General features: G+C 54.3%; 16 protein-coding genes. 8 read left to right on the forward strand and 8 right to left on the reverse strand.

Going from position 1 to position 23,983, the window contains the following annotated elements; translation table 11 throughout:
• Window positions 1-88: 88 nt before the first annotated feature.
• The 5 genes from rplS to ffh all read right to left on the reverse strand — a co-directional run bounded on the left by rplS (window position 89) and on the right by ffh (window position 3,718).
• Window positions 89-436 carry a 50S ribosomal protein L19 gene (rplS, locus tag N7E69_RS02545; protein ID WP_000065257.1) on the reverse strand — a complete coding sequence of 116 codons (348 nt, stop codon included), beginning with the start codon at window positions 434-436 and terminating at the stop codon, window positions 89-91.
• Window positions 437-476: 40 nt separating this feature from the next.
• On the reverse strand, window positions 477-1,244 hold the full coding sequence (trmD, locus tag N7E69_RS02550; protein WP_000469804.1) for a tRNA (guanosine(37)-N1)-methyltransferase TrmD: 768 nt from the start codon (window positions 1,242-1,244) through the stop codon (window positions 477-479).
• Window positions 1,245-1,288: 44 nt separating this feature from the next.
• Complete coding sequence (rimM, locus tag N7E69_RS02555) at window positions 1,289-1,837, reverse strand: ribosome maturation factor RimM (protein WP_000043266.1); 549 nt, start codon at window positions 1,835-1,837, stop codon at window positions 1,289-1,291.
• Between the two features lie 18 nt (window positions 1,838-1,855).
• Window positions 1,856-2,104 (reverse strand): 30S ribosomal protein S16, encoded by a 249-nt coding sequence (rpsP, locus tag N7E69_RS02560; RefSeq protein WP_000256453.1) that lies wholly within the window; start codon window positions 2,102-2,104, stop codon window positions 1,856-1,858.
• 252 nt (window positions 2,105-2,356) lie between these two features.
• Complete coding sequence (gene ffh / locus N7E69_RS02565) at window positions 2,357-3,718, reverse strand: signal recognition particle protein (RefSeq protein WP_000460052.1); 1,362 nt, start codon at window positions 3,716-3,718, stop codon at window positions 2,357-2,359.
• 165 nt (window positions 3,719-3,883) lie between these two features.
• Between ffh and N7E69_RS02570 the strand changes: the two genes are divergently transcribed.
• The 3 genes from N7E69_RS02570 (at window position 3,884) to N7E69_RS02580 (ending at window position 6,707) form a co-directional block, all read left to right on the forward strand.
• A complete protein-coding gene (locus N7E69_RS02570) occupies window positions 3,884-4,675 on the forward strand; it encodes an inner membrane protein YpjD (protein WP_001537507.1) in 792 nt (263 codons plus the stop codon).
• Between the two features lie 19 nt (window positions 4,676-4,694).
• On the forward strand, window positions 4,695-5,981 hold the full coding sequence (locus N7E69_RS02575; RefSeq protein ID WP_137928654.1) for an HlyC/CorC family transporter: 1,287 nt from the start codon (window positions 4,695-4,697) through the stop codon (window positions 5,979-5,981).
• Window positions 5,982-6,101: 120 nt separating this feature from the next.
• Window positions 6,102-6,707, forward strand: coding sequence for a hypothetical protein (locus tag N7E69_RS02580; protein WP_001287926.1), 606 nt, complete (start codon window positions 6,102-6,104; stop codon window positions 6,705-6,707).
• 34 nt (window positions 6,708-6,741) lie between these two features.
• Here N7E69_RS02580 and grpE read toward each other — a convergent pair whose 3' ends face one another.
• On the reverse strand, window positions 6,742-7,332 hold the full coding sequence (grpE, locus tag N7E69_RS02585) for a nucleotide exchange factor GrpE (protein WP_001518875.1): 591 nt from the start codon (window positions 7,330-7,332) through the stop codon (window positions 6,742-6,744).
• Between the two features lie 123 nt (window positions 7,333-7,455).
• Between grpE and nadK the strand changes: the two genes are divergently transcribed.
• From nadK to bamE, 3 genes are all read left to right on the forward strand, one after another.
• Window positions 7,456-8,334, forward strand: a complete 879-nt coding sequence (gene nadK, locus N7E69_RS02590) for an NAD(+) kinase (RefSeq protein WP_001059151.1) — start codon at window positions 7,456-7,458, stop codon at window positions 8,332-8,334.
• Between the two features lie 85 nt (window positions 8,335-8,419).
• On the forward strand, window positions 8,420-10,081 hold the full coding sequence (recN, locus tag N7E69_RS02595; RefSeq protein WP_000880975.1) for a DNA repair protein RecN: 1,662 nt from the start codon (window positions 8,420-8,422) through the stop codon (window positions 10,079-10,081).
• Between the two features lie 148 nt (window positions 10,082-10,229).
• Entirely contained in the window at window positions 10,230-10,568 is a 339-nt protein-coding gene (bamE, locus tag N7E69_RS02600; RefSeq protein WP_001203445.1) for an outer membrane protein assembly factor BamE, read from the forward strand.
• Window positions 10,569-10,733: 165 nt separating this feature from the next.
• Here the strand turns inward: bamE and N7E69_RS02605 are convergent, their stop codons facing one another.
• Together N7E69_RS02605 and N7E69_RS02610 are read right to left on the reverse strand one after the other, a co-directional pair.
• A complete protein-coding gene (locus N7E69_RS02605; protein ID WP_001112990.1) occupies window positions 10,734-11,024 on the reverse strand; it encodes an RnfH family protein in 291 nt (96 codons plus the stop codon).
• A complete protein-coding gene (locus N7E69_RS02610) occupies window positions 11,014-11,451 on the reverse strand; it encodes a type II toxin-antitoxin system RatA family toxin (RefSeq protein ID WP_001537508.1) in 438 nt (145 codons plus the stop codon). Before N7E69_RS02610 ends, N7E69_RS02605 begins: the two co-directional genes overlap by 11 nt.
• A 188-nt stretch (window positions 11,452-11,639) precedes the next feature.
• On the opposite strand from N7E69_RS02610, the gene smpB reads away from it, so the two are divergent.
• Together smpB and bapA are read left to right on the forward strand one after the other, a co-directional pair.
• On the forward strand, window positions 11,640-12,122 hold the full coding sequence (smpB, locus tag N7E69_RS02615; RefSeq protein ID WP_001518569.1) for an SsrA-binding protein SmpB: 483 nt from the start codon (window positions 11,640-11,642) through the stop codon (window positions 12,120-12,122).
• A 614-nt stretch (window positions 12,123-12,736) separates the two neighbouring features.
• The gene (gene bapA, locus N7E69_RS02620) at window positions 12,737-23,956 is read left to right on the forward strand and encodes a biofilm-associated protein BapA (protein WP_261743189.1); all 11,220 of its coding nucleotides are present in this window, start codon (window positions 12,737-12,739) and stop codon (window positions 23,954-23,956) included.
• The last annotated feature ends 27 nt before the right edge of the window (window positions 23,957-23,983 follow it).

Consider the following 23,983-nt stretch of genomic DNA (forward strand, 5'->3'; position numbering starts at 1 on the left):
GGCGTGGAGCAAACCCATAAAAAAAGGGGCCAGCGTAATGCCAGCCCCTTCTTTTCTACAAGCTTTCGGATGTTGCGAAAGCGCGTTCTTAGTTAAGACGCTCTTTGATACGAGCCGCTTTACCAGTACGCTCACGCAGGTAGTACAGTTTAGCTTTACGAACAGCACCACGACGTTTAACAGCAATGCTGTCAACTACCGGAGAGTGAGTCTGGAAGACACGCTCAACGCCTTCGCCGTTGGAAATTTTACGAACAGTGAATGCAGAGTGCAGACCGCGGTTACGAATAGCGATAACCACGCCCTCGAATGCCTGCAGACGTTTCTTGGTACCTTCAACAACCCATACTTTCACTTCTACGGTATCGCCCGGACGGAAGGAAGGTACGTTCTGCTTCATCTGCTCTTGTTCAAGTTGCTTAATAATGTTGCTCATAATTTAATCTCTTATCCTGGGTAAACTGATATTCGGGGGCCTATGCCATCCCATCATGTTTATGCTGCTGTTGTGCGTGTTCTGTTTTGAACTCCGCCAGCAACCTTGCTTGCTCTTCAGTCAGAGCCAGGTTTTCCAGAAGTTCAGGTCTTCTAAGCCAGGTTCGGCCCAGCGACTGTTTCAAGCGCCAGCGACGTATCTCGGCATGGTTTCCCGACAGCAATACTGGCGGTACTTCCATCCCCTCTAACACTTCAGGGCGCGTATAGTGCGGACAATCCAGCAACCCATCAGCAAACGAATCTTCGATTGCTGATGCCTCATGCCCCAGAACCCCCGGTATAAACCGGGCGACGGAGTCAATCAGCGTCATTGCCGGTAGTTCGCCACCGCTGAGAACGTAATCGCCAATTGACCATTCTTCGTCAATTTCGGTCTGAATTACGCGCTCATCTACGCCTTCGTAGCGACCACACACCAGAATAAGCTTCTGATTCGTGGCCAGCTCGCTAACGCCCGCTTGATCAAGCTTGCGTCCCTGAGGCGACAGATAAATCACTTTAGCGCCTTCACCTGCCGCGGCTTTTGCTGCGTGAATGGCGTCCCGCAAGGGTTGCACCATCATTAACATCCCCGGTCCGCCGCCGTAAGGACGGTCGTCCACGGTACGGTGCCGGTCATGCGCGAAGTCGCGAGGACTCCAGCTTTGGATGTTCAGCAGGCCTTTTTTTACTGCCCGGCCAGTTACCCCGTAATCGGTAATTGCGCGGAACATTTCAGGAAACAGGCTAACGATGCCAATAAACACAAGCCAATCCCCATAACGCCATTTATTACCGTTTATTCGGTGGTTTAAAAACCAGGATCCCAGTCTACTTCGATAGTACGAGTAGCGAGATCGACTTTCTTGATAACCTGCCCATCGAGGAACGGTACTAGTCGTTCCTTGATACCAAATGCATCTTTCAGGTTCGCCTTAATGACGAGAACGTCATTCGACCCGGTTTCCATCATGTCGATAACTTTACCGAGATCGTAGCCTTCAGCGGTGACTACCTGGCAACCCATCAGGTCTTTCCAGTAATAGTCTCCCTCCTCAAGCGCAGGAAGTTGCGAGGAATCCACGACAATTTCGCAATTGGTCAGAAGATTCGCGGCATCTCGATCGTCAACGCCTTTCAGCTTGATGATCAGATCCTGATTGTGGTGCTTCCAGCTTTCCAGCTGTACCTGCTGCCACTGACCCGCCTTCTGGATAAACCAGGGCTGATAGTCAAAAATGCTTTCGGCGTCTTCAGTGGAGGAAAACACTCTGAGCCAACCACGGATACCGTATGAAGAACCCATTTTCCCCAGTACAACCGGTTCAGCGGGTACTTGTGCGGCGAGTTGCTTGCTCATCATGACCACCGTGACAGATTAAGCTGCTTTTTTTACTTCTTTGATCAGCGCCGCAACGCGATCGGAAATGGTTGCGCCCTGGCCAACCCAGTGAGCGATGCGATCCAGATCCAGGCGGGTGCCTTCTTCTTTTTCGCTAGCGATTGGGTTGAAGAAACCAACGCGCTCAATGAAGCGACCGTTGCGTGCATTACGGCTGTCGGTGACAACAACCTGGTAGAACGGACGCTTTTTAGCGCCGTGACGAGCTAAACGAATAGTTACCATAACATCCTCTTGTGTGAATAAAACAACCGGGCCCCATCGAGGAACGGAGCCCGGCGTCATATTAAAAGCCCGAAAATTTTACTGATTTCTGGGAGAATTGCAATCAACAGTTAATAACTCTGCTGTAGAAGGCCGTCGGCGGCGCAGCGAGTTCGGTGCCGGCGTGCGCGCAGCCACCGCAGCGTACACGCAGTACGTGAGGATGGCGAGCACACCCCGGTGCCGAAATAGCAAGTGAGCCAGGCCGGGAAATTAGCGACCCGGGAAGCCTGGCGGCATCATCCCCTTCATACTGCGCATCATCTTCGCCATCCCGCCCTTCTTCATCTTCTTCATCATGCGCTGCATGTCGTCGAACTGTTTCAGAAGGCGGTTAACGTCCTGCACCTGCATCCCACAGCCCTGCGCGATACGACGCTTGCGGGAACCTTTGATGATTTCCGGCTTCGCGCGCTCTTTCAGCGTCATCGAATTGATGATCGCTTCCATACGCACCAGCACCTTGTCATCCATCTGCGATTTAACGTTGTCCGGAATCTGCCCCATGCCCGGTAATTTGCCCATCAGACTGGCCATACCGCCCATGTTTTTCATCTGTTTGAGCTGTTCCAGGAAGTCGTTCAGGTCGAAACCGTCGCCTTTCTTCAGTTTAGTCGCCAGCTTTTCAGCCTGTGCGCGGTCAACTTTGCTTTCGATATCTTCGATAAGAGACAGTACGTCGCCCATACCGAGAATACGCGAGGCGATACGATCCGGGTGGAACGGTTCCAGCGCGTCGGTTTTCTCGCCGACACCGAGGAATTTAATCGGCTTGCCGGTGATATGACGAATAGAGAGCGCCGCACCGCCACGAGCATCACCATCAACTTTGGTCAGCACCACGCCGGTTAACGGCAGCGCTTCGTTAAAGGCTTTTGCGGTATTCGCCGCATCCTGACCGGTCATCGCATCGACGACAAACAGCGTTTCTACTGGCTTGATAGAAGCGTGGACCTGTTTGATTTCGTCCATCATCGCTTCGTCAACGTGCAGACGACCGGCGGTATCCACCAGCAGCACGTCGTAGAATTTGAGCTTCGCTTCTTTCAGCGCGGCGTTGACGATATCAACCGGTTTCTGGCCGACATCAGACGGGAAGAAATCCACGCCAACCTGTTCAGCCAGCGTTTCGAGCTGTTTGATCGCCGCCGGGCGATAGACGTCGGCAGAGACGACCAGCACTTTCTTCTTGTGCTTCTCGCGCAAGAATTTACCCAACTTACCGACGCTGGTGGTTTTACCCGCCCCCTGCAGACCCGCCATCAATACTACGGCTGGCGGCTGCGCAGCTAAATTCAGCGTCTGGTTCTCTTCGCCCATCGCCGCAACCAGTTCGCTACGGACAATCTTGACGAACTCCTGCCCTGGGGTCAGGCTCTTGTTAACTTCATGACCAACCGCTTTCTCTTTTACGCGATTGATGAACTCACGCACTACCGGCAGCGCAACGTCAGCCTCCAGCAGCGCCATGCGCACTTCGCGCAGCGTCTCTTTAACGTTGTCTTCAGTAAGGCGCCCACGGCCACTGATATTGCGCAGCGTGCGCGACAAACGATCGGTTAAATTATCAAACATTGTCTCTCGCCTGGGGTGGAAACGGTTGGTCGCCGCAGCGACACAGTTACAGAATTTCGCCACAGTATACCATGAAGCCGTCTTTGTTGTTATGCAACGGTTGGAGCTGCGGTCACGTAACGCTATACTGCTTCTCTTTCTCACTGGTCAACTGTCGACACAACTATGCCCGTTTTTGCTTTACTTGCCCTTGTCGCCTACTCCTTCAGCCTCGCGCTGATCGTTCCCGGACTGTTGCAAAAAAACAGCGGCTGGCGGCGTATGGCTATTCTTTCTGCGGTCATCGCGCTGGTGTGCCATGCTGTCGCGCTGGAATCGCGTATTCTGCCCGGCGGCGACAGTGGACAAAACCTGAGCCTGCTGAATGTCGGTTCGCTGGTCAGCCTGATGATCTGCACGGTGATGACCATTGTCGCGTCGCGTAATCGCGGCTGGCTACTTCTACCCATTGTCTATGCTTTTGCGCTGATTAACCTGGCCTTCGCCACGTTCATGCCTAATGAATATATTACGCATCTGGAAGCGACCCCAGGCATGATGGTGCACATCGGTCTGTCGCTTTTCTCTTACGCGACGCTGATAATCGCCGCGCTGTATGCGCTACAACTGGCGTGGATCGACTATCAGTTGAAGAACAAAAAGCTGGCGTTTAGTAATGAAATGCCGCCATTGATGAGCATTGAGCGCAAAATGTTTCATATCACGCAGATTGGCGTCGTACTGCTGACCCTTACTCTGTGTACCGGCCTGTTTTACATGCATAACCTGTTCAGTACTGAAAATATTGATAAAGCCGTGCTCTCTATTGTGGCATGGTTTGTCTATATCGTTCTGCTGTGGGGGCATTACCATGAGGGCTGGCGGGGTCGGCGGGTCGTGTGGTTTAACGTCGCAGGCGCGGGTATTCTGACGCTGGCCTATTTTGGTAGCCGCATATTACAGCAATTTGTAAGCTAAGCTTTTAAAGGAGTTTCCCCTGGAACACATCTCCACCACCACGCTGATTATCATATTAATCATCATGGTGGTCATCTCGGCCTATTTTTCCGGTTCCGAAACTGGAATGATGACGCTAAACCGTTACCGTTTACGCCATATGGCGAAGCAAGGTAATCGCTCGGCAAAACGGGTAGAAAAATTACTGCGTAAACCCGACCGACTGATAAGCCTGGTGCTGATCGGCAATAACCTGGTCAACATTCTTGCCTCGGCGCTCGGCACGATTGTGGGTATGCGGCTTTACGGCGACGCTGGCGTGGCTATCGCCACCGGGATACTGACGTTTGTCGTGTTAGTTTTTGCCGAAGTCCTGCCCAAAACTATCGCCGCGCTCTATCCGGAAAAAGTGGCCTATCCCAGCAGCTTCCTGCTGGCGCCGTTACAGATACTGATGATGCCGCTGGTGTGGTTACTTAACACCATCACCCGCCTGCTGATGCGTCTGATGGGAATTAAAACGGACATCGTGGTTAGCGGGTCGTTAAGCAAAGAGGAATTACGCACTATCGTGCATGAATCCCGTTCGCAAATCTCTCGCCGCAATCAGGATATGCTGCTGTCGGTTCTCGATCTGGAAAAGGTCAGCGTGGATGACATCATGGTGCCGCGTAATGAAATTATCGGGATCGATATCAATGACGACTGGAAGTCTATCGAGCGGCAGCTCACCCACTCGCCACACGGACGCATTGTGCTCTATCGCGATTCGCTGGATGACGCCATCAGTATGCTGCGCGTGCGTGAAGCCTGGCGGTTAATGGCCGAGAAAAAAGAGTTCACCAAAGAGATGATGCTGCGCGCCGCCGATGAAATCTATTACGTCCCGGAAGGTACGCCGCTCAGTACACAACTGATTAAATTTCAGCGCAATAAAAAGAAAGTCGGACTGGTCGTCAACGAATATGGCGATATCCAGGGGCTGGTCACCGTGGAAGATATTCTCGAGGAGATCGTTGGCGACTTCACCACATCGATGTCGCCGACCCTGGCGGAAGAGGTCACGCCGCAAAACGACGGTTCGGTCATTATTGACGGTACCGCCAACGTCCGGGAAATCAATAAAGCGTTTAACTGGCACCTGCCGGAAGACGACGCGCGCACCGTCAACGGGGTGATTCTGGAGGCTCTGGAGGAAATTCCGGTTGCTGGCACGCGCGTGCGCATTGAGCAGTACGATATCGATATTCTCGATGTACAGGAAAATATGATTAAGCAGGTAAAGGTTGTACCGGTAAAGCCGCTGCGCGAGAGTGTGGCGGAGTAACACAATGGCGAACTCCGGTTCGCCTTTTTTATCGCCGTCTTTTAAGATTCCATCAATTCCTGCCATTTACTTAACAATGCAATAATGTCTTTTCAGGCATTCAGAAAGGATATTGATGTTATGTCAGAAGATTATGTAATTGAATGGGATAAGAATTTTGCAGACGACCTCAACGTCGTCGCCAACGTTTTTTTATCACACAACCCAACCTTATGGCCCACTATTTTCTCTCAACTTTCGACGCAACCTGAAATCTTTGAAGACGAAGATGAAGACGAATATGGGTTGCAGGACGTCCTGGATTGTAGCGGTGGCGATCTCGGAAATAACGAGCTGGCACAGGCATTTTTACAAGTTCTACGCGGCGAAAGATTTATTCACCTCGTTGACTGGAAAGGTGAAGATGAAGAAGGCGAACTGGCTAATTTTGCCGCAGATCGCTTTTATGAACTCACAAAAAACCTGACGAATTCTGAGGAATTAAGAAATCTTCTTGTCGAAATAACCCAAGAGGATGAAATCTCCGATGTCTGTGAAGCCGGAGACCGTTACCTTGACGAGATCTTTGAACGCATCCAGACCGAACTCAATAAGAGGGGCTTCCAGATTTTTGATCTGAATGAAGGATCTGACACCTATAATGTGGTCGTTCTGCCAATGAGCGAATATAAAAAAATAGAGGACTTCAACACGCCGTGGCTGGAAGTGCAGGATTTTTTAAGCTAAAAAAATGGCCGACTTTACATCGGCCATCAGACTTTTACTTCGCCTTCGCTACAGTCACCATCGCCGCGCGAATGGTACGACCGTTCAGCGTATAGCCTTTCTGCATAATACCCAGCACATTGCCTGCCGGAACCTCTTCCGACTCCACCATCGCAATCGCCTGATGCACGTTCGGGTCCAGCGGCACGTTGGTCTCAGCAATCACTTCCACGCCGAACTTACGCACCACATCCAGCATAGACTTCAGCGTCAGCTCAATCCCTTCGACCATTGCCGCCATATCCGGATTGGCTTTGTCTGCGACTTCCAGCGCGCGATCCAGGCTATCGATGACCGGCAGCAATTCGTTGACGAACTTCTCGAGAGCGAATTTATGCGCTTTTTCGATATCCTGTTCAGTACGACGGCGCAGGTTTTCCATTTCCGCTTTGATGCGCAACACGGTGTCGCGTTCGCGAGTCTGGGCTTCTGCAAGCTGAACTTCCAGATTCGCAATTTTTTCATCGCGCGGATCCACCTGCTCAGCAGAATCGTTTGGTTCAACTGCCTCAACCTCTTCGTGCTGATCCATGATAATTTCTTCCGGGGCTTGCCCCTCAGGCGTTTTCTGTTCTTTACTACTCATGAATTTCTCCGCGTTTTTTTTCGCATTCATCTCGCTAACTTCGCTTATTATGGGGATCAGATTCAGGGTTTCAAGGGAAGTACTCACATTGTCATCAATCTTCGCTACAAGGACCTCAGAAAAATGAATAATCATTTCAAGTGTATCGGCATTGTGGGGCATCCGCGTCATCCCACCGCACTCACGACACATGAAATGCTCTACCGTTGGCTATGCGCTCAGGGTTATGAGGTCATTGTGGAGCAACAAATCGCCCACGAATTACAGCTAAAAAATGTGCCAACCGGCACGCTGGCGGAAATTGGTCAACAGGCGGATCTGGCGGTAGTCGTGGGCGGCGACGGCAATATGCTTGGCGCAGCGCGTACGCTGGCGCGTTATAACATCAATGTGATTGGCATTAACCGCGGTAATCTTGGCTTCCTGACCGATCTCGATCCGGACAACGCCCTGCAACAATTATCTGATGTGCTGGAAGGACGCTATATCTCCGAAAAACGTTTTCTGCTGGAAGCGCAGGTCTGCCAACAGGACCGCCAGAAGCGTATCAGCACAGCCATTAATGAAGTGGTGCTGCATCCGGGAAAGGTGGCGCATATGATCGAATTCGAGGTTTATATTGATGAAACCTTCGCTTTTTCACAGCGATCTGATGGTCTGATCATTTCTACGCCGACCGGCTCCACCGCCTATTCGCTCTCCGCAGGCGGCCCTATTCTGACCCCTTCACTGGATGCCATCACCCTGGTGCCGATGTTCCCGCATACCTTGTCGGCGCGCCCGTTAGTCATTAACAGCAGTAGCACGATTCGTTTGCGTTTTTCGCATCGCCGTAGCGATCTGGAAATTAGCTGCGACAGCCAGATAGCCCTGCCTATTCAGGAAGGAGAAGATGTGCTGATTCGCCGCTGCGACTACCATCTCAACCTGATACATCCCAAAGACTACAGCTATTTCAATACATTAAGCACAAAACTCGGCTGGTCAAAAAAATTATTCTAATTTTACGTTAGCCTCTTTACTGTATAAAAAACCAGTTTATACTGTATTTAATTACAGTTATGGTTTTTCATACAGGAAAACAGCTATGTTGGCGCAACTGACCATCAGCAATTTTGCTATCGTTCGCGAGCTTGAGATCGATTTTCAGAGCGGAATGACCGTCATTACTGGTGAAACCGGCGCGGGTAAATCTATTGCGATTGATGCCCTGGGTCTGTGTCTGGGCGGTCGCGCTGAGGCCGATATGGTCCGTACCGGAGCGACCCGCGCCGATTTGTGTGCCCGCTTTGCGCTGAAAGACACGCCTGCGGCATTGCGCTGGCTGGAAGAAAACCAGCTTGAAGAAAGTCGCGAATGCTTACTTCGCCGCGTTATCAGCAGCGATGGCCGCTCACGGGGCTTTATTAACGGCACCGCTGTGCCCCTGTCTCAATTGCGCGAGCTCGGTCAGTTGCTGATTCAAATTCATGGTCAACATGCGCACCAGCAGCTTACCAAACCCGAACAGCAAAAATCGCTGCTGGATAGCTATGCCAACGAAGCCGCTTTAGCGCAGCAGATGGCTGCCCGCTACCAATTATGGCATCAAAGCTGCCGCGATCTTGCCCATCACCAGCAACAAAGCCAGGAACGCGCCGCGCGCGCAGAACTGCTGCAATATCAGTTAAAAGAGTTGAACGACTTTAATCCGCAGGCCGGTGAATTCGAGCAAATTGACGAAGAGTACAAACGGCTGGCCAACAGCGGGCAGTTGCTTACGACCAGCCAGAACGCTCTGGCGCTACTCGCGGACGGCGAAGACGTTAACCTGCAAAGCCAGTTATATAGCGCAAAACAACTGGTTAGCGAGCTGGTAGGTATGGACAGCAAGCTTTCCGGCATCCTGGATATGCTGGAAGAAGCCACTATCCAACTCACCGAAGCCAGCGATGAATTACGCCACTATTGCGAGCGTCTGGATTTAGACCCCAATCGCCTGTTTGAGCTTGAACAGCGCATCGCTAAACAAATTTCGCTGGCGCGAAAACATCACGTCAGCCCGGAAGCGCTGCCGCAGCTTTATCAGTCACTGCTCGAAGAACAGCAGCAGCTCGACGATCAGGCCGATTCGCTGGAAACGCTAACGCTGGCGGTTAATAAGCATCACCAACAAGCGCTGGAAACGGCGCAAGCGCTGCATCAACAGCGTCAGTTTTACGCCCAGGAGCTGGGGCAGTTGATCACTGAAAGTATGCATTTACTTTCGATGCCGCACGGTCTGTTTACTATCGACGTGAAATTTGATGAGCATCATCTGAGCAACGACGGCGCCGATCGCGTGGAGTTTAAAGTGACGACAAACCCGGGTCAGCCGCTGCAGCCTATCGCTAAAGTCGCGTCTGGCGGTGAACTGTCGCGCATTGCGCTGGCTATTCAGGTGATTACCGCGCGCAAAATGGAAACGCCGGCGCTAATTTTTGACGAGGTCGATGTTGGCATCAGCGGCCCAACCGCCGCCGTGGTCGGTAAACTCCTGCGTCAGCTTGGCGAATCCACTCAGGTGATGTGCGTCACTCACCTGCCACAGGTAGCCGGGTGCGGTCACCAGCACTTCTTTGTCAGTAAAGAAACAGACGGGGCAATGACCGAAACCCATATGCAACCGTTGGATAAACGTGCGCGTTTACAGGAACTGGCCCGCCTGTTGGGAGGAAGTGAAGTTACGCGTAATACGCTGGCAAACGCAAAAGAACTGCTGGCGGCGTAAACTTTTTTATCTCCCGAAGGTCTGAGTTCACAACAAAAACGCCGTAAGACCCGACAGCAAAAGGTTTTAAAGTGATGAAAGGTCTATTATCATCGGCATATTAATATGAGCCACGTACTGCTCAGGCCCGAAAAGGAACCCAATCACTATGCGCTGTAAAACGCTGACTGCTGCCGCAGCAGTACTCCTGATGTTGACCGCAGGCTGTTCCACTCTGGAGCGAGTGGTTTACCGACCTGACATCAATCAGGGGAACTATCTTACACCTACGGATGTCGCCAAAGTGCGTGTTGGTATGACGCAACAACAGGTTGCGTATGCTTTAGGCACGCCGATGATGACCGATCCTTTTGGTACGAACACCTGGTTTTATGTCTTCCGCCAGCAGCCAGGACATGAGAACGTGACGCAGCAGACTCTGACGCTCACCTTTAACAGCAGCGGCGTGTTAACCAATATTGATAACAAACCGGCGTTGACGAAGTAATTTTGTGATACCGCCTGATGAGGTTACGTTCATCAGGCCTGCAAACCTCTCCCCCGCCATTTGGTACGAATTTGCCTGATGGCGCTACGTTTATCTGGCTTACAGGCACGCCTGTGCTTCAGGTGTGGTACGGCTTCCACACCGTTATCCGGCAAAAGAGGCTAATTATCTGCCAGCCGATTTTTCGGCGCGCTGGCGGCGTAACGCTTTTGGATCGGCGATTAAGGGACGGTAAATTTCAACCCGATCGCCATCCTGCACCGTATCGGTGAGTTTTACCGGACGACTGTAGATACCTACTTTATTTTTCGCCAGATCGATATCCGTGCGCAATTCCAGCAAGCCGGAAGCGCGAATCGCCTCTTCGACCGTCGCGCCCTCCTCCAGCGTTACGCGCTGCAAATACTGCTTTTCCGGCAGCGCATAAGCCACTTCAACCACAAGTTTATCCGGCACGGTAAACCTCTTTGGCGCGAACCGTAAACGCCTGCACCATGTTGGACGCTAACTCTTTGAATATACGACCAAACGCCAGCTCAATGAGTTTATTGGTAAACTCAAAATCAAGCTGAAACTCAATGCGGCACGCCTCGGGGCTGAGCGGGGTAAATTTCCAGCCGCCGATCAGCTTTTTAAAGGGGCCATCCACCAGATGCATCAGAATACTCTGGTTACGCGTTAGCTGATTACGCGTCGTAAACGTCTTGCTGATACCCGCCTTCGACACGTCAACAGCCGCCGTCATCTGTGCTGGCGATGACTCCAGGACGCGACTACCAACACACCCAGGCAAAAACTGGGGATACGATTGCACGTCATTCACTAACTGATACATCTGTTCCGCACTGTAGGGGACTAAAGCAGTCCGACTAATCTGAGGCATAGCAATTCCCATCAACATAAATCGTGTAAATAATACCACTTATCAGCGAGTAAAAAAAATGCTGTCCCCAACCGTCATGCCTTAATTGTGCGTGCATAGCCCAACTCATGCTAAGATAGATTTTTGCACCTCATCAGGACGTAATGGGGTGTTTTCGATATCAGATTACCTATGAATTCACGACACTTATGACGAAGAAAAAAGCACATAAACCGGGCTCAGCCACCATCGCGCTGAATAAGCGCGCCCGGCACGAATACTTTATCGAAGAAGAGTTCGAGGCTGGTCTCGCCCTGCAAGGCTGGGAAGTAAAATCTCTGCGCGCAGGAAAAGCCAATATCGGCGACAGTTACGTTATCCTCAAAGATGGCGAGGCCTGGCTGTTTGGCGCAAACTTTACGCCGATGGCGGTCGCCTCGACACATGTCGTATGCGACCCAACCCGAACCCGCAAACTGTTGTTAAATCAGCGTGAGCTTGATTCACTGTATGGCCGTATTAATCGTGAAGGTTATACTGTCGTCGCGCTTTCTCTGTACTGGAAAAATGCCTGGTGCAAAGTGAAGATCGGCGTGGCGAAAGGTAAAAAACAACATGATAAACGTTCCGATCTTAAAGAACGTGAGTGGCAACTGGATAAAGCACGCATTATGAAAAATGCAGGCCGATAATAGACATTTTTTGTGACCAGCTTCTCAGTATGAAGCTGGTCAATGTTCATATCTCATGCATGCCTCGAAAATATATTCTCTGTGTCTGACGCTTATCAATAGCAATAAATACCACAACAAGAATATATTCTTCGTTTAAAAAATTTTTATAGCCTAATAACACAATACTTCAAATGATTTTTATAAAATTTAATATTGCTGAATACCTTCACAAAAGGTATTGTTTTTATGTTAAAAAAGAAAAAGAAGAAGAAATTAAAATTCATTATAAAACATAAAGATAAATAAAAAACTATCATGCGTTGTTAGCCTGCCCCACCTCTCCTTAACACAAACTCCGTTATATTTCAGACGCACTAACATCTTTATCAATAGATCTTAATTTGCAGAAAGATTTTTTTCTGACTATATCATCTAATACGAAAGCACTAGTCAGGCACAAAAAACAAAGGATTATTCGGCGAGAAAACCAGACCTTCACCTACGCTCATAAAAAAGAATATGGCTACGGAAATTCATCTCTCATGATGAACGGGAAGGCTCGTCTACGCATTTTGCCCTGAACGTCGTGCCCGTTAATTAATACACAGAGCAAATCCATCAGGAGCTAATTTATGCGTCTACTCGCCGTGGTTTCGAAATTGACTGGCGTCTCCACCACTGTGGAATCCTCAGCGGTCACTCTTAACGCCCCGTCAATTGTTAAATTATCAGTGGCCCGGGAGGAAATTAGTCAACTTACGCGCATTAATCAGGATCTGGTGGTGACGCTCCATTCCGGCGAAACGATCACGATTAAAAACTTTTACGTTACCAACGATCTGGGCGCAAGCCAGCTGGTACTGGCGGAAAACGATGGCACGTTATGGTGGGTAGAAAATCCGCAAGCCGGGCTACATTTTGAACAAATCGCTGATATTAATGAACTGCTGGTCACTTCCGGCGCTTCCCATGAAGCAGGCGGCGCCGTTTGGCCGTGGGTACTGGCTGGCGCGGTGGCGGCTGGCGGCATTGCCGCTATCGCGTCTTCCGGCGGCGGCGATTCCCACCATCATTCGGATGGCGATAATCCGCCCCCCGATAACACCAATCCTGACGGTAATCCCCCTGATAACAGCAATCCCGGCGGCAGTACCCCCAACGGCAATACTCCAGGTAGCAGTAATCCTGTAGATACTACCCCGCCTCTCGCTCCCGGCGAATTATTGATTTCAGCGGACGGAAAAACGGTAAGCGGGCAAGCCGAAGCGGGCAGTACCATTACCATCAAAGATCCCTCAGGCAACGTCGTTGGCGAGGGCAAAGCGGATAGCGACGGTAAATTTAGTATTGATCTGACAGCACCACAGATTAGCGGCGAACAACTTACCGTGACCGCGACTGACGATGCCGGCAATACCGGCCCATCCGCAACCATCGATGCGCCCAACATTCCTCTCCCCGATACACCAGCTATCACCGCCGCTATCGATGATGCCGCTCCCCTCACCAGCACGCTGAGCAATAACCAGTTTACGAACGACAATACCCCCACTCTGGAGGGCACCGGCAGCGCAGGCACAGTCATCCATATTTACGCCAATGGTCAGGAAATAGGCTCAACAACGGTTGATACCAGCGGAAACTGGCATTTTGCCATTACCAGCGCGCTAGCGGATGGGGAAAATCATTTCACCGCCATTGCGACTAACGTGAAAGGCGAAAGTAGCGAATCAGCCCGCTTTACGCTGACTATCGACACACTCATCCCCGATGCCCCACGTGTTGAACTGATTGCCGATAACACCGGTTTGCTCACCGGGCCGCTACAGAATAATGACCGAACTGACGAGGCAAAACCGCTATTTTCCGGGCAGGGAGAGGCAGGCAATACCATCACGATTAAAGAGGGTTCAACCGTTATCGGCAGCGCTACCGTAGACGAAAATGGACGCTGGACCTTTACGCCGACTACGCCGTTAAGCGATGGCGAACATACCTTTACCGTCGAACAAAGCGACAAAGCCGGAAACACGAGCCGCGTGACGACAACGCCTACTATCATTGTGGACACCACGCCGCCTGACGCCGCTATCATTGATAATGTTGCGAAAGACGGCACAACCGTTAGCGGCACCGCTGAAGCTGGCAGTACTGTGTCGATCTATGACCCGGCGGGAAATTACCTGGGCTCCACAATTACCGGAGAAAATAACCACTTCAGCATCACGCTGAATCCGGCTCAGACCCACGGCGAGCGTCTGGAAGCGCGTATTCAGGACGCCGTCGGTAACATCGGCCCCGCCACGGAGTTTACCGCTTCTGACTCACAGTATCCTGCCCAGCCGACTATCCTTACCGTGACGGATGACGCTGGCGCCGTTACCGGGCTGCTGAAAAATGGCGATGCCACAGATGATAACCGCCCAACCCTCAGCGGTACTGCTGAACCAGGCAGTACGATATCGATTAACGATAATGGCTTTCCTGTAGCGACCTTTCCGCCCATTGTCGCTGACGCTGACGGCAAATGGAGCTTTACCCCCTCGCTGGCGCTTGCCGATGGCGACCATGTCTTTACCGCTACCGCGACCAACGATCGCGGCACCAGCGGGCAGTCCGTCTCCTTTACCATTGATATCGACACGCAGCCGCCGGTGCTGGAAGGCCTAGCGGTTAGCGACGTCGGCTACAGACTCACCGGCACTACGGAAGCTGGCAGTACTGTGGTTATCAAAGACAGCCTGGGAAATACGCTCGGGAGTGGAACGGCAGGCGACGACGGTACCTTCTCAATAGGTATTAGCCCGGCGAAAATTAACGGCGAAACATTAAGCATTAGCGTTACCGATAAAGCCGCGAATAGCGGTCCGGTAGAAACGCTGAACGCGCCGGATAAAACTGCGCCTGCGGCACCGGACGGTCTTACCGTGGCGACCGACGGTCTGTCCGTAAGCGGTCAGGCGGAAGCCGGGGCAACGGTCACTATCCGCGACAGTAGCAACACCGTACTTGGCAGCGCCGTCGCTAATGGCAACGGACAATTTATCGTTCCGCTGAATACGGCGCAGACTAACGGCCAGGCGCTTATCGCTACCGCCACCGACAGCGCCAACAACGTCAGCCCGCCAACCACAGCGCAAGCGCCCGATATCACCGCCCCGGATAAGCCCATTATCACTCAGGTACTGGACGATGTTGAAAGCTTCACCGGGCCGCTGGTTAACGGACAAACCACCAACGACAACCGTCCCACCCTTAGCGGTACGGCGGAGGCCGGCGCGCGTGTCGAAGTCTTTGATAACGGCGTTTCACTGGGACTCGCCACGCTACAGCCCAACGGTGCCTGGACGTTTACGCCGTCGCAAAATTTAGGTGAAGGCGCGCATCGACTGACCGTAATCGCAACCGACGCTAAAGGCAATGCCAGTCAGGCCGCGTCATTCGACCTGGTGGTCGATACGCAATCGCCGCAGCAACCGGTAATCACCTTCATTACAGATGATGCGCCGGGTATTCTCGGTAGCGTCGCGCATCTGGGGCTCACTAACGACAGCACGCCAACGATTAATGGTACAGGTGAACCGGGTTCCACAGTACACCTGTATCAGAATGGCGCCCGGATAGCAGATATTATCGTCGGTAATTCCGGCGTCTGGAGCTACGCTTACACCACGGCCTCGCCACTGGCGGACGACACCTACACCTTTACCGTGACGGCCAGCGACAGTAACGGCAACACCACGCCTTTTTCGACCGATTTTACGATTACCATTGATACCCAGGCCCCTGCCGCCCCCGGCGTTATCGGCGTAGCTGACGGCGACGGAAATACGATTGATACCAATCAGATTACCCAGGAATCCCAGCCCCGGTTGAGCGGTAGCGGCACCGCAGGCGACACAATCATCCTTTACGATAATGGCAATGCCATAGGTCAGGCGCTGGTCGGCACGGACGGGCGCTGGCAGTTTACGCCGCCTGCCGCGCTGGGCGACGGCGACCACCATCTGACCGCTCGCGCCAACGATCCGGCGGGGAACGAAAGTCCCGAATCCATCAGCTTTACCCTACGCATCGATACCCAGGCGCCGGATGCGCCGCAGATCGTGTCAGCCGCCATCACCGGCGGAGAAGGCGAGGTGCTACTGGCAAACGGCAGTATTACCAATCAGCGTATGCCGACCCTCAGCGGCACCGGCGAACCCGGCACCATCATCACCCTGTACAATAACGGCGTAGAACTGGCTACCGTCCAGGTCAATCCACAGGGTAGCTGGACCTATCCGCTAACCCGTAATCTGAGCGAAGGGTTAAACATCCTGACGGCCACCGCCACGGATGCCGCAGGCAATAGTAGCCCGACCACCGGCGTTTTCTCCGTTACCCTTGATACCCAGCCTCCAGCGCAGCCTGACGCGCCGCTAATCAGCGATAACGTCGCGCCGGTTATTGGCAACATCGGCAATAATGGCGCAACGAACGATACCACGCCGACCTTCAGCGGCACGGGAGAGATCGGCAGCACGATAATTCTCTACAATAATGGCAGTGAAATTGGTCGCACAACGGTAGGCGATAACGGTAGCTGGAACTTTACGCCTGCGGCACTGACGCCAGAAACCTATACCATTACCGTCACGGAAACCGATAGAGCGGGCAATATCAGTCCACCTTCCGCCTCAGTCACTTTTACGCTAGACACCACTGCGCCCGCCAATCCGGTTATCACTTTTGCCGAAGATAACGTCGGCGAAGTCCAGGATACTATTGTCAGCGGCGCAACCACTGACGACAATACACCGGTCATTCACGGCACTGGCGACATCGGCAGCATTATTACGCTCTATAATGGCAGCAGCGTTTTAGGCGTAGTCACCGTCGATGAGACCGGCACCTGGACGCTAGCGGTGACCAGCGCGCTGCCGGATGGCGTCTACACCCTGACTGCCATTGCCGCCGATGCCGCCGGAAACAGCAGCGGCGTATCGAACAGCTTTACCTTCACCGTCGACACCGTTCCGTTGCAACCGCCCGTCGTCAATGAAATCCTTGACGATGTTGCGCCAGTGACCGGGCCATTAACCGATGGCGCCTTTACTAACGATCGGACGCTGACTATTAACGGCAGCGGCGAAAACGGCAGCACCGTCACGATTTACGACAATGGCGTGGCAATCGGGACGGCGCTCGTCACCGACGGGGTCTGGACATTCAATACGCCCGAATTATCAGAAGCCAGCCATGCGCTAACCTTCAGCGCGACTGACGATGCTGGAAATACCACGGCGCAAACCCAGCCGATCACTATTACCGTGGATATCACTGCCCCGCCCGCGCCAACGATCCAGACGGTGGACGACGATGGCACGCGCGTCACCGGACTTGCCGATCCTTACGCTACCGTTGAAATTCACCATGCCGATGGCACCCTGGTCGGCAGCGCTGTCGCTAATGGCACCGGTGAATTCGTCGTTACGCTCAGTCCGGCGCAAACCGATGGCGGTACGCTGACGGCAATTGCTATCGATCGCGCGGGGAATAACGGCCCGGCTACGAATTTTCCCGCTTCCGACAGCGGTCTGCCCGCCGTCCCGGCCATCACGGCGATTGAAGATGATGTCGGGAGCGTACAGGGGAATATTGCGGCGGGCGGCGCCACGGACGACACCATGCCGACGCTGCGCGGCACCACGGATATCGGCTCTACCGTTGAAGTTTTCATTGATGGCGATTCGGCAGGCTTTGCCACCGTTGACGCCAGTGGGAACTGGATCTTTGAGATCGCGACGCCATTAAGCGAAAGCACACATTACTTCACCGTCCAGGCAACCAATGCGAATGGCCCGGGCGGCCTGTCCGCACCGGTCGGGATCACTGTCGATCTTAGCGCGCCGGCGCAACCGGTTATTACCAGCGCAACGGATGATGTCCCCGGCATGACCGGTACGCTGGATAACGGCGCGCTCACCAATGATTCACGCCCGACGCTCAACGGAACGGGAGAAGCTGGCGCCACGATCCGCATTCTGGATAACGGCGTAGAAATCGGTTCCGCCACGGTAGATCAAAGCGGCAACTGGCGCTTCACCCCGAACGCGCCGCTAGAGAGCAACGCGCACATCTTTACCGCCGTGGCGACCGATCCCGCTGGCAATAGCGGCCAGCCTTCGGACGGCTTTACGCTGAACATTGACGCGCAGGCGCCAGATGTGCCGGTTATCACGTCCGTGATTGACGATAACAATCAACCGACCGTTCCGGTGTTACCGGGGCAATCCACCGACGATCGGCAGCCAATACTGAACGGAACTGGCGAACCTGGCGCGACAATCACCATTTTTGATAACGGTACGCCGCTTGGCACGGCTCAGGTAGGCGAAAACGGTAGCTGGACCTTCCCGGTGCCCCGCAATTTGTCAGAGGGAAGCCATAATCTGACGGTTAGCGCTACCGAGCCGGCGGGCAATACCAGCGCGGTCTCCGCGCCGTGGACGATCGTGGTCGATATTACGCCTCCGGCGATCCCGGTTCTCACCTCCGTCGTGGATGACCAGCCCGGAATTACCGGCAACCTGGTTAGCGGGCAGCTAACGAACGATGCGACGCCCACCCTGAACGGGCGCGGAGAGGCAGGCGCGACGATTAATGTCTATCTTGACGGTAATCCCGCGTCCATCGGTACCACGACGGTGAATAGCGACGGCACGTGGAGTTTCACGCCGCAGACGCCGCTTGCAAACGGTAGCCACACGTTCACCCTTAGCGCCACCGATCCGGCGGGTAATAGCAGCTCGGTGTCCAGCGGATTTGTGCTGACGATTGACGCCACACCGCCCGCCGCGCCGGTTATCGCCAGCGTGGCAGATAATACGGCGCCGGTAACGGGCATCGTCCCCAACGGCGGCTCGACGAACGAAACCCGACCAACACTCTCGGGTACCGGTGAGGCGGGTACAACCATCTCGATTTATAATGGCAGCGCGCTGGTCGGTACGGCGCAAGTTCAGGCCAACGGTAGCTGGAGCTTTACACCGTCTACCTCGCTGGGCGCGGGCGTCTGGAACCTGACGGCGACAGCAACCGATGCGGCAGGCAATACCAGCGCCGCGTCCGAAATACGCTCGTTTACTATTGATACCACGGCTCCCGCCGCGCCTGTTATTGATACGGTCTACGACGGTACGGGCCCCATTACCGGCAATCTGAGTTCAGGACAGATCACAGACGAGGCGCGCCCTGTCATTAGCGGCACCCGTGAAGCCAACACAACTATTCGTCTCTACGATAACGGCACGCTGCTGGCTGAAATTCCCGCCGACAATAGCAGTAGCTGGCGCTACACGCCCGACGCCTCGCTGGCGACGGGCAACCATGTAATTACCGTCATTGCCGTTGATGCCGCAGGCAACGCCAGCCCCGTTTCGGACAGCGTTAATTTCGTCGTCGATACTACGCCGCCGCTGACGCCGGTAATCACATCAGTCAGTGACGATCAGGCGCCAGGCCTCGGCACGATCGCGAACGGCCAAAATACCAACGATCCTACGCCAACCTTCAGCGGCACCGCAGAAGCCGGCGCCACGATCACGCTCTATGAAAATGGTACGGTCATTGGCACGACAACGGCTCAGCCTGACGGCGCGTGGAGCGTCTCCACCTCAACGCTGGCAAGCGGAACGCACGTCATCACCGCCGTCGCCACCGATGCCGCAGGAAACAGCAGCCCGAACAGTACGGCTTTCACCCTGACGGTCGATACCACCGCGCCGCAAACGCCAATCCTGACGTCCGTGGTGGATGACGTCGCGGGTGGGGTCACAGGAAATCTCGCTAATGGTCAGATAACCAATGATAACCGCCCCACGCTGAACGGCACTGCCGAAGCGGGCAGCGTGGTCAGTATCTATGATGGCGACACTCTGCTTGGCGTCACCCCGGCTAACGCGAGCGGCGCGTGGAGCTTCACGCCGACGACAGGGTTAAACGACGGCACGCGCACATTAACAGTGACCGCCACCGACCCGGCAGGCAACGTTAGCCCGGCCACCAGCGGTTTTACTATCGTGGTCGATACCCTTGCGCCAACGGTTCCGCTTATAACCAGCATCGTTGATGATGTCCCGAACAATACCGGCGCCATTGGCAATGGACAATCGACCAACGACACACAGCCGACGCTCAACGGTACTGCGGAAGCCAACAGCGCGGTAAGCATCTTCGATAATAGCGCGCTGGTCGCGACCGTGAACGCCAATGCCAGCGGCAACTGGAGCTGGACGCCAACCGCCGCGCTCGGCCAGGGAAGTCACGCCTATAGCGTTAGCGCCGCCGATGCGGCTGGCAACGTTAGCGCCGCTTCGCCATCGATAACGATTATCGTGGATACCATTGCGCCCGGCGCGCCCGGCAACCTGGTCATCAATGCTACCGGTAATCGGGTGACGGGCACCGCGGAAGCAGGCAGTACAGTGACGATTACCTCTGATACTGGTGTGGTACTGGGAACCGCCACCGCCGACGGTACAGGCAGCTTCACCGCCACACTCACGCCCGCGCAGACCAATGGTCAGCCGCTACTGGCATTTGCCCAGGATAAAGCAGGCAACACAGGCATTGCCGCCGGATTTACCGCGCCCGATACGCGTGTGCCGGAAGCACCGATCATCACCAACGTAGTAGATGATGTGGGTATTTATACCGGCGCTATCGCCAACGGCCAGGTCACTAATGACGCACAACCCACATTGAATGGTACCGCTCAGGCGGGCGCCACGGTGAGCATTTATAACAACGGGGCGCTGCTCGGCACCACCACGGCGAACGCCAGCGGAAACTGGAGCTTTACCCCGACAGGCAATTTGACCGAAGGCAGCCACGCCTTCACCGCCACCGCGACTAACGCCAACGGTACAGGCAGCTTCTCCACCGCCGCGACGGTGATTGTCGATACGCTGGCGCCCGGTACGCCGTCAGGTACGCTCAGCGCCGATGGCGGTTCACTTTCCGGGCTGGCAGAGGCAAACAGCACCGTAACCGTCACGCTGACGGGGGGCGTGACGCTCACCACCACCGCTGGCAGCAACGGCGCATGGTCTCTCACCTTGCCGACAAAACAAATTGAAGGTCAGCTCATTAACGTGACGGCCACTGACGCTGCGGGTAACGCCTCCGGCACGTTAGGCATTACCGCGCCGGTTCTGCCGCTGGCGGCAAGGGATAACATCACCAGCCTTGATCTGACCTCTACCGCCGTCACCAGCACGCAAAGCTATTCGGATTACGGCCTGCTGCTGGTTGGCGCGCTTGGCAATGTCGCCTCGGTTTTGGGTAACGATACCGCTCAGGTTGAGTTCACCATTGCTGAAGGTGGTACGGGCGACGTCACCATCGATGCCGCCGCAACGGGAATCGTGCTTTCGCTGCTCAGTACTCAGGAGATTGTGGTACAGCGCTACGACACCAGCCTCGGCGCCTGGACGACGATCGTCAACACCGCCGTTGGCGACTTCGCGAATTTGCTTACCCTGACCGGGAGCGGCGTTACCCTGAACCTGAGCGGCCTGGGCGAAGGCCAGTACCGGGTACTCACTTATAACACCAGTCTGCTCGCCACCGGGTCATATACCAGCCTGGATGTCGATGTACACCAGACCAGCGCAGGTATTATTAGCGGGCCAACCATCAGTACCGGCAACGTCATGGCTGATGATACCGCGCCGACGGGCACCACGGTCACCGCCATCACCAACGCCAACGGCGTCAGTACGCCGGTCGGCGCGGGCGGCGTGGATATCCAGGGACAATACGGCACGCTGCACATTAATCAGGACGGCAGTTACACCTACACGCTGGCTAAGCCCACGGCAGGATACGGACATAAAGAGAGCTTCACCTACACCATTACCCAGAATGGCGTCGGTAGCAGCGCCGCGCAACTGGTTATCAATCTGGGTCCCGCGCCTGTACCGGGCAGCGTGATAGCGACAGACAATAACGCCTCGCTGGTCTTTGATACTCACGTTAGCTACGTCAACAACGGTCCCTCGACACAAAGCGGCGTCACGGTATTAAGCGTCGGACTTGGTAATGTACTGAACGCGAATCTGCTTGATGATATGACTAATCCGATCATCTTTAACGTTGAAGAAGGCGCTACGCGAACCATGACGTTACAGGGAACCGTCGGCGGCGTCTCACTGGTTTCCACGTTCGATCTGTACGTTTATCGCTTCAACGATGCCATTCAGCAATATGAGCAGTTCCGGGTGGAAAAGGGCTGGATTAACACCCTGCTGTTAGCCGGACAGTCCCAGCCGCTGACCCTGACGTTGCCTGGCGGCGAATACCTGTTCGTGCTGAATACCGCCAGCGGCATTAGCGTCCTCACTGGCTATACGTTGGCGATTTCCCAGGACCACACCTATGCCGTTGACAGTATCACCGCCAACACCACCGGCAACGTACTGACCAATGATGTCGTCCCTACGGACGCCCTCCTCACTGAAGTAAACGGCGTGGCGATTGCGGCGACCGGCACAACGGAGGTAAACGGGCTGTATGGCTCGCTCATCATTGACGCAAGAGGCAACTATACCTACACGCTGAAGAACGGCGTCGGCGCCGACAGCATTAAAACGCCGGACAGCTTTATCTATACGGTCAAAGCGCCAAACGGCGATACCGATACGGCCTCGCTCAATATCACGCCAACCGCCAAGGCGCTGGATGCGATTAATGATGTCAGCGATATCCTCAGCGTCGCCACGCTTCAGGATACCGCTGCCTGGCTGGACTCCAGCGTCGGCAGCGCCAGTTGGGGGCTACTCGGCAAATCGGGCAGCGGGAGCGGCACCTTTGACGTTGCAACGGGCACCGTACTTAAAGGCGCGTCACTGGTCTTTGATGTCTCCACGCTCATTACGCTGGGCAATCTGAATATTAGCTGGGCCATTCAGGAGAACGGGACCGTCATACGCAACGGAACCGTTCCGGTGGCGAATATCACGCTGGGCAGCGCGACGGTGACCGTCAACCTGAGCGGTCTGGAGCTGGATGCCGGAACGTACACGCTTAACTTTACCGGCACCAATACCCTGGCCGGGGCGGCGACGATCACGCCACGCGTCATCGGCACCACCGTCGATCTGGATAATTTTGAAACGTCCGGAACGCATACCGTTCTCGGCAATATTTTTGACGGCAGCGACGCGGCGGGGGCGATGGATCAGCTTAATACGGTGAATACCCGCCTGAGCATTAGCGGGTATAACGGCAGCGCCGCCACGCTGGACGCCGCGGCGAATACCACCAGCGCCACGATTCAGGGACATTACGGCACATTGCAAATTAACCTCGATGGCGCTTACACCTACACCCTGAATAATGGCGTCGCGATGTCGTCCATCACCAGTAAAGAGGTCTTTACCTATCAACTGGATGACAAGATGGGTCATACGGATAGCGCCACATTGACCATTGATATGGCGCCACAAATCGTCAGTACCAACCAAAACGATGTTCTCATCGGCTCCGCCTATGGCGATACGCTGATTTACCATCTGTTAAACGGCGCGGACGCGACCGGCGGCAACGGCGTCGATCGCTGGCAAAACTTCTCTACCGCGCAGGGCGACAAGATCGATATCCACGAACTGCTGACCGGCTGGGATCACCAGGCGGCGACGCTGGGTAACTTTGTGCAGGTTCATACCAGCGGCGCCAATACGGTGATATCCGTCGATCGCGACGGCGCCGGCAGTGCGTTTAAATCCACTGACCTTGTCACTCTGGAGAATGTGCAGCTCACGCTAAATGATCTGTTGCAGAACAACCACCTGATAACCGGCGGTTGATAAAAAAGCCCCGAACGCCACGACGTT

The organism is Salmonella sp. 3C (assembly GCF_025426275.1).
Classification (GTDB): domain Bacteria; phylum Pseudomonadota; class Gammaproteobacteria; order Enterobacterales; family Enterobacteriaceae; genus Salmonella; species Salmonella enterica.

What these genes read in the sequence shown, in the direction of transcription:
- rplS (WP_000065257.1), bottom strand. Translation starts at nt 436, where the DNA reads ATGAGCAACATTATTAAGCAACTTGAACAAGAGCAGATGAAGCAGAAC.
- rimM (WP_000043266.1), bottom strand. Translation starts at nt 1,837, where the DNA reads ATGAGCAAGCAACTCGCCGCACAAGTACCCGCTGAACCGGTTGTACTG.
- rpsP (WP_000256453.1), bottom strand. Translation starts at nt 2,104, where the DNA reads ATGGTAACTATTCGTTTAGCTCGTCACGGCGCTAAAAAGCGTCCGTTC.
- ffh (WP_000460052.1), bottom strand. Translation starts at nt 3,718, where the DNA reads ATGTTTGATAATTTAACCGATCGTTTGTCGCGCACGCTGCGCAATATC.
- N7E69_RS02570 (WP_001537507.1), top strand. Translation starts at nt 3,884, where the DNA reads ATGCCCGTTTTTGCTTTACTTGCCCTTGTCGCCTACTCCTTCAGCCTC.
- N7E69_RS02580 (WP_001287926.1), top strand. Translation starts at nt 6,102, where the DNA reads ATGTCAGAAGATTATGTAATTGAATGGGATAAGAATTTTGCAGACGAC.
- grpE (WP_001518875.1), bottom strand. Translation starts at nt 7,332, where the DNA reads ATGAGTAGTAAAGAACAGAAAACGCCTGAGGGGCAAGCCCCGGAAGAA.
- nadK (WP_001059151.1), top strand. Translation starts at nt 7,456, where the DNA reads ATGAATAATCATTTCAAGTGTATCGGCATTGTGGGGCATCCGCGTCAT.
- recN (WP_000880975.1), top strand. Translation starts at nt 8,420, where the DNA reads ATGTTGGCGCAACTGACCATCAGCAATTTTGCTATCGTTCGCGAGCTT.
- bamE (WP_001203445.1), top strand. Translation starts at nt 10,230, where the DNA reads ATGCGCTGTAAAACGCTGACTGCTGCCGCAGCAGTACTCCTGATGTTG.
- N7E69_RS02610 (WP_001537508.1), bottom strand. Translation starts at nt 11,451, where the DNA reads ATGCCTCAGATTAGTCGGACTGCTTTAGTCCCCTACAGTGCGGAACAG.
- smpB (WP_001518569.1), top strand. Translation starts at nt 11,640, where the DNA reads ATGACGAAGAAAAAAGCACATAAACCGGGCTCAGCCACCATCGCGCTG.
- bapA (WP_261743189.1), top strand. Translation starts at nt 12,737, where the DNA reads ATGCGTCTACTCGCCGTGGTTTCGAAATTGACTGGCGTCTCCACCACT.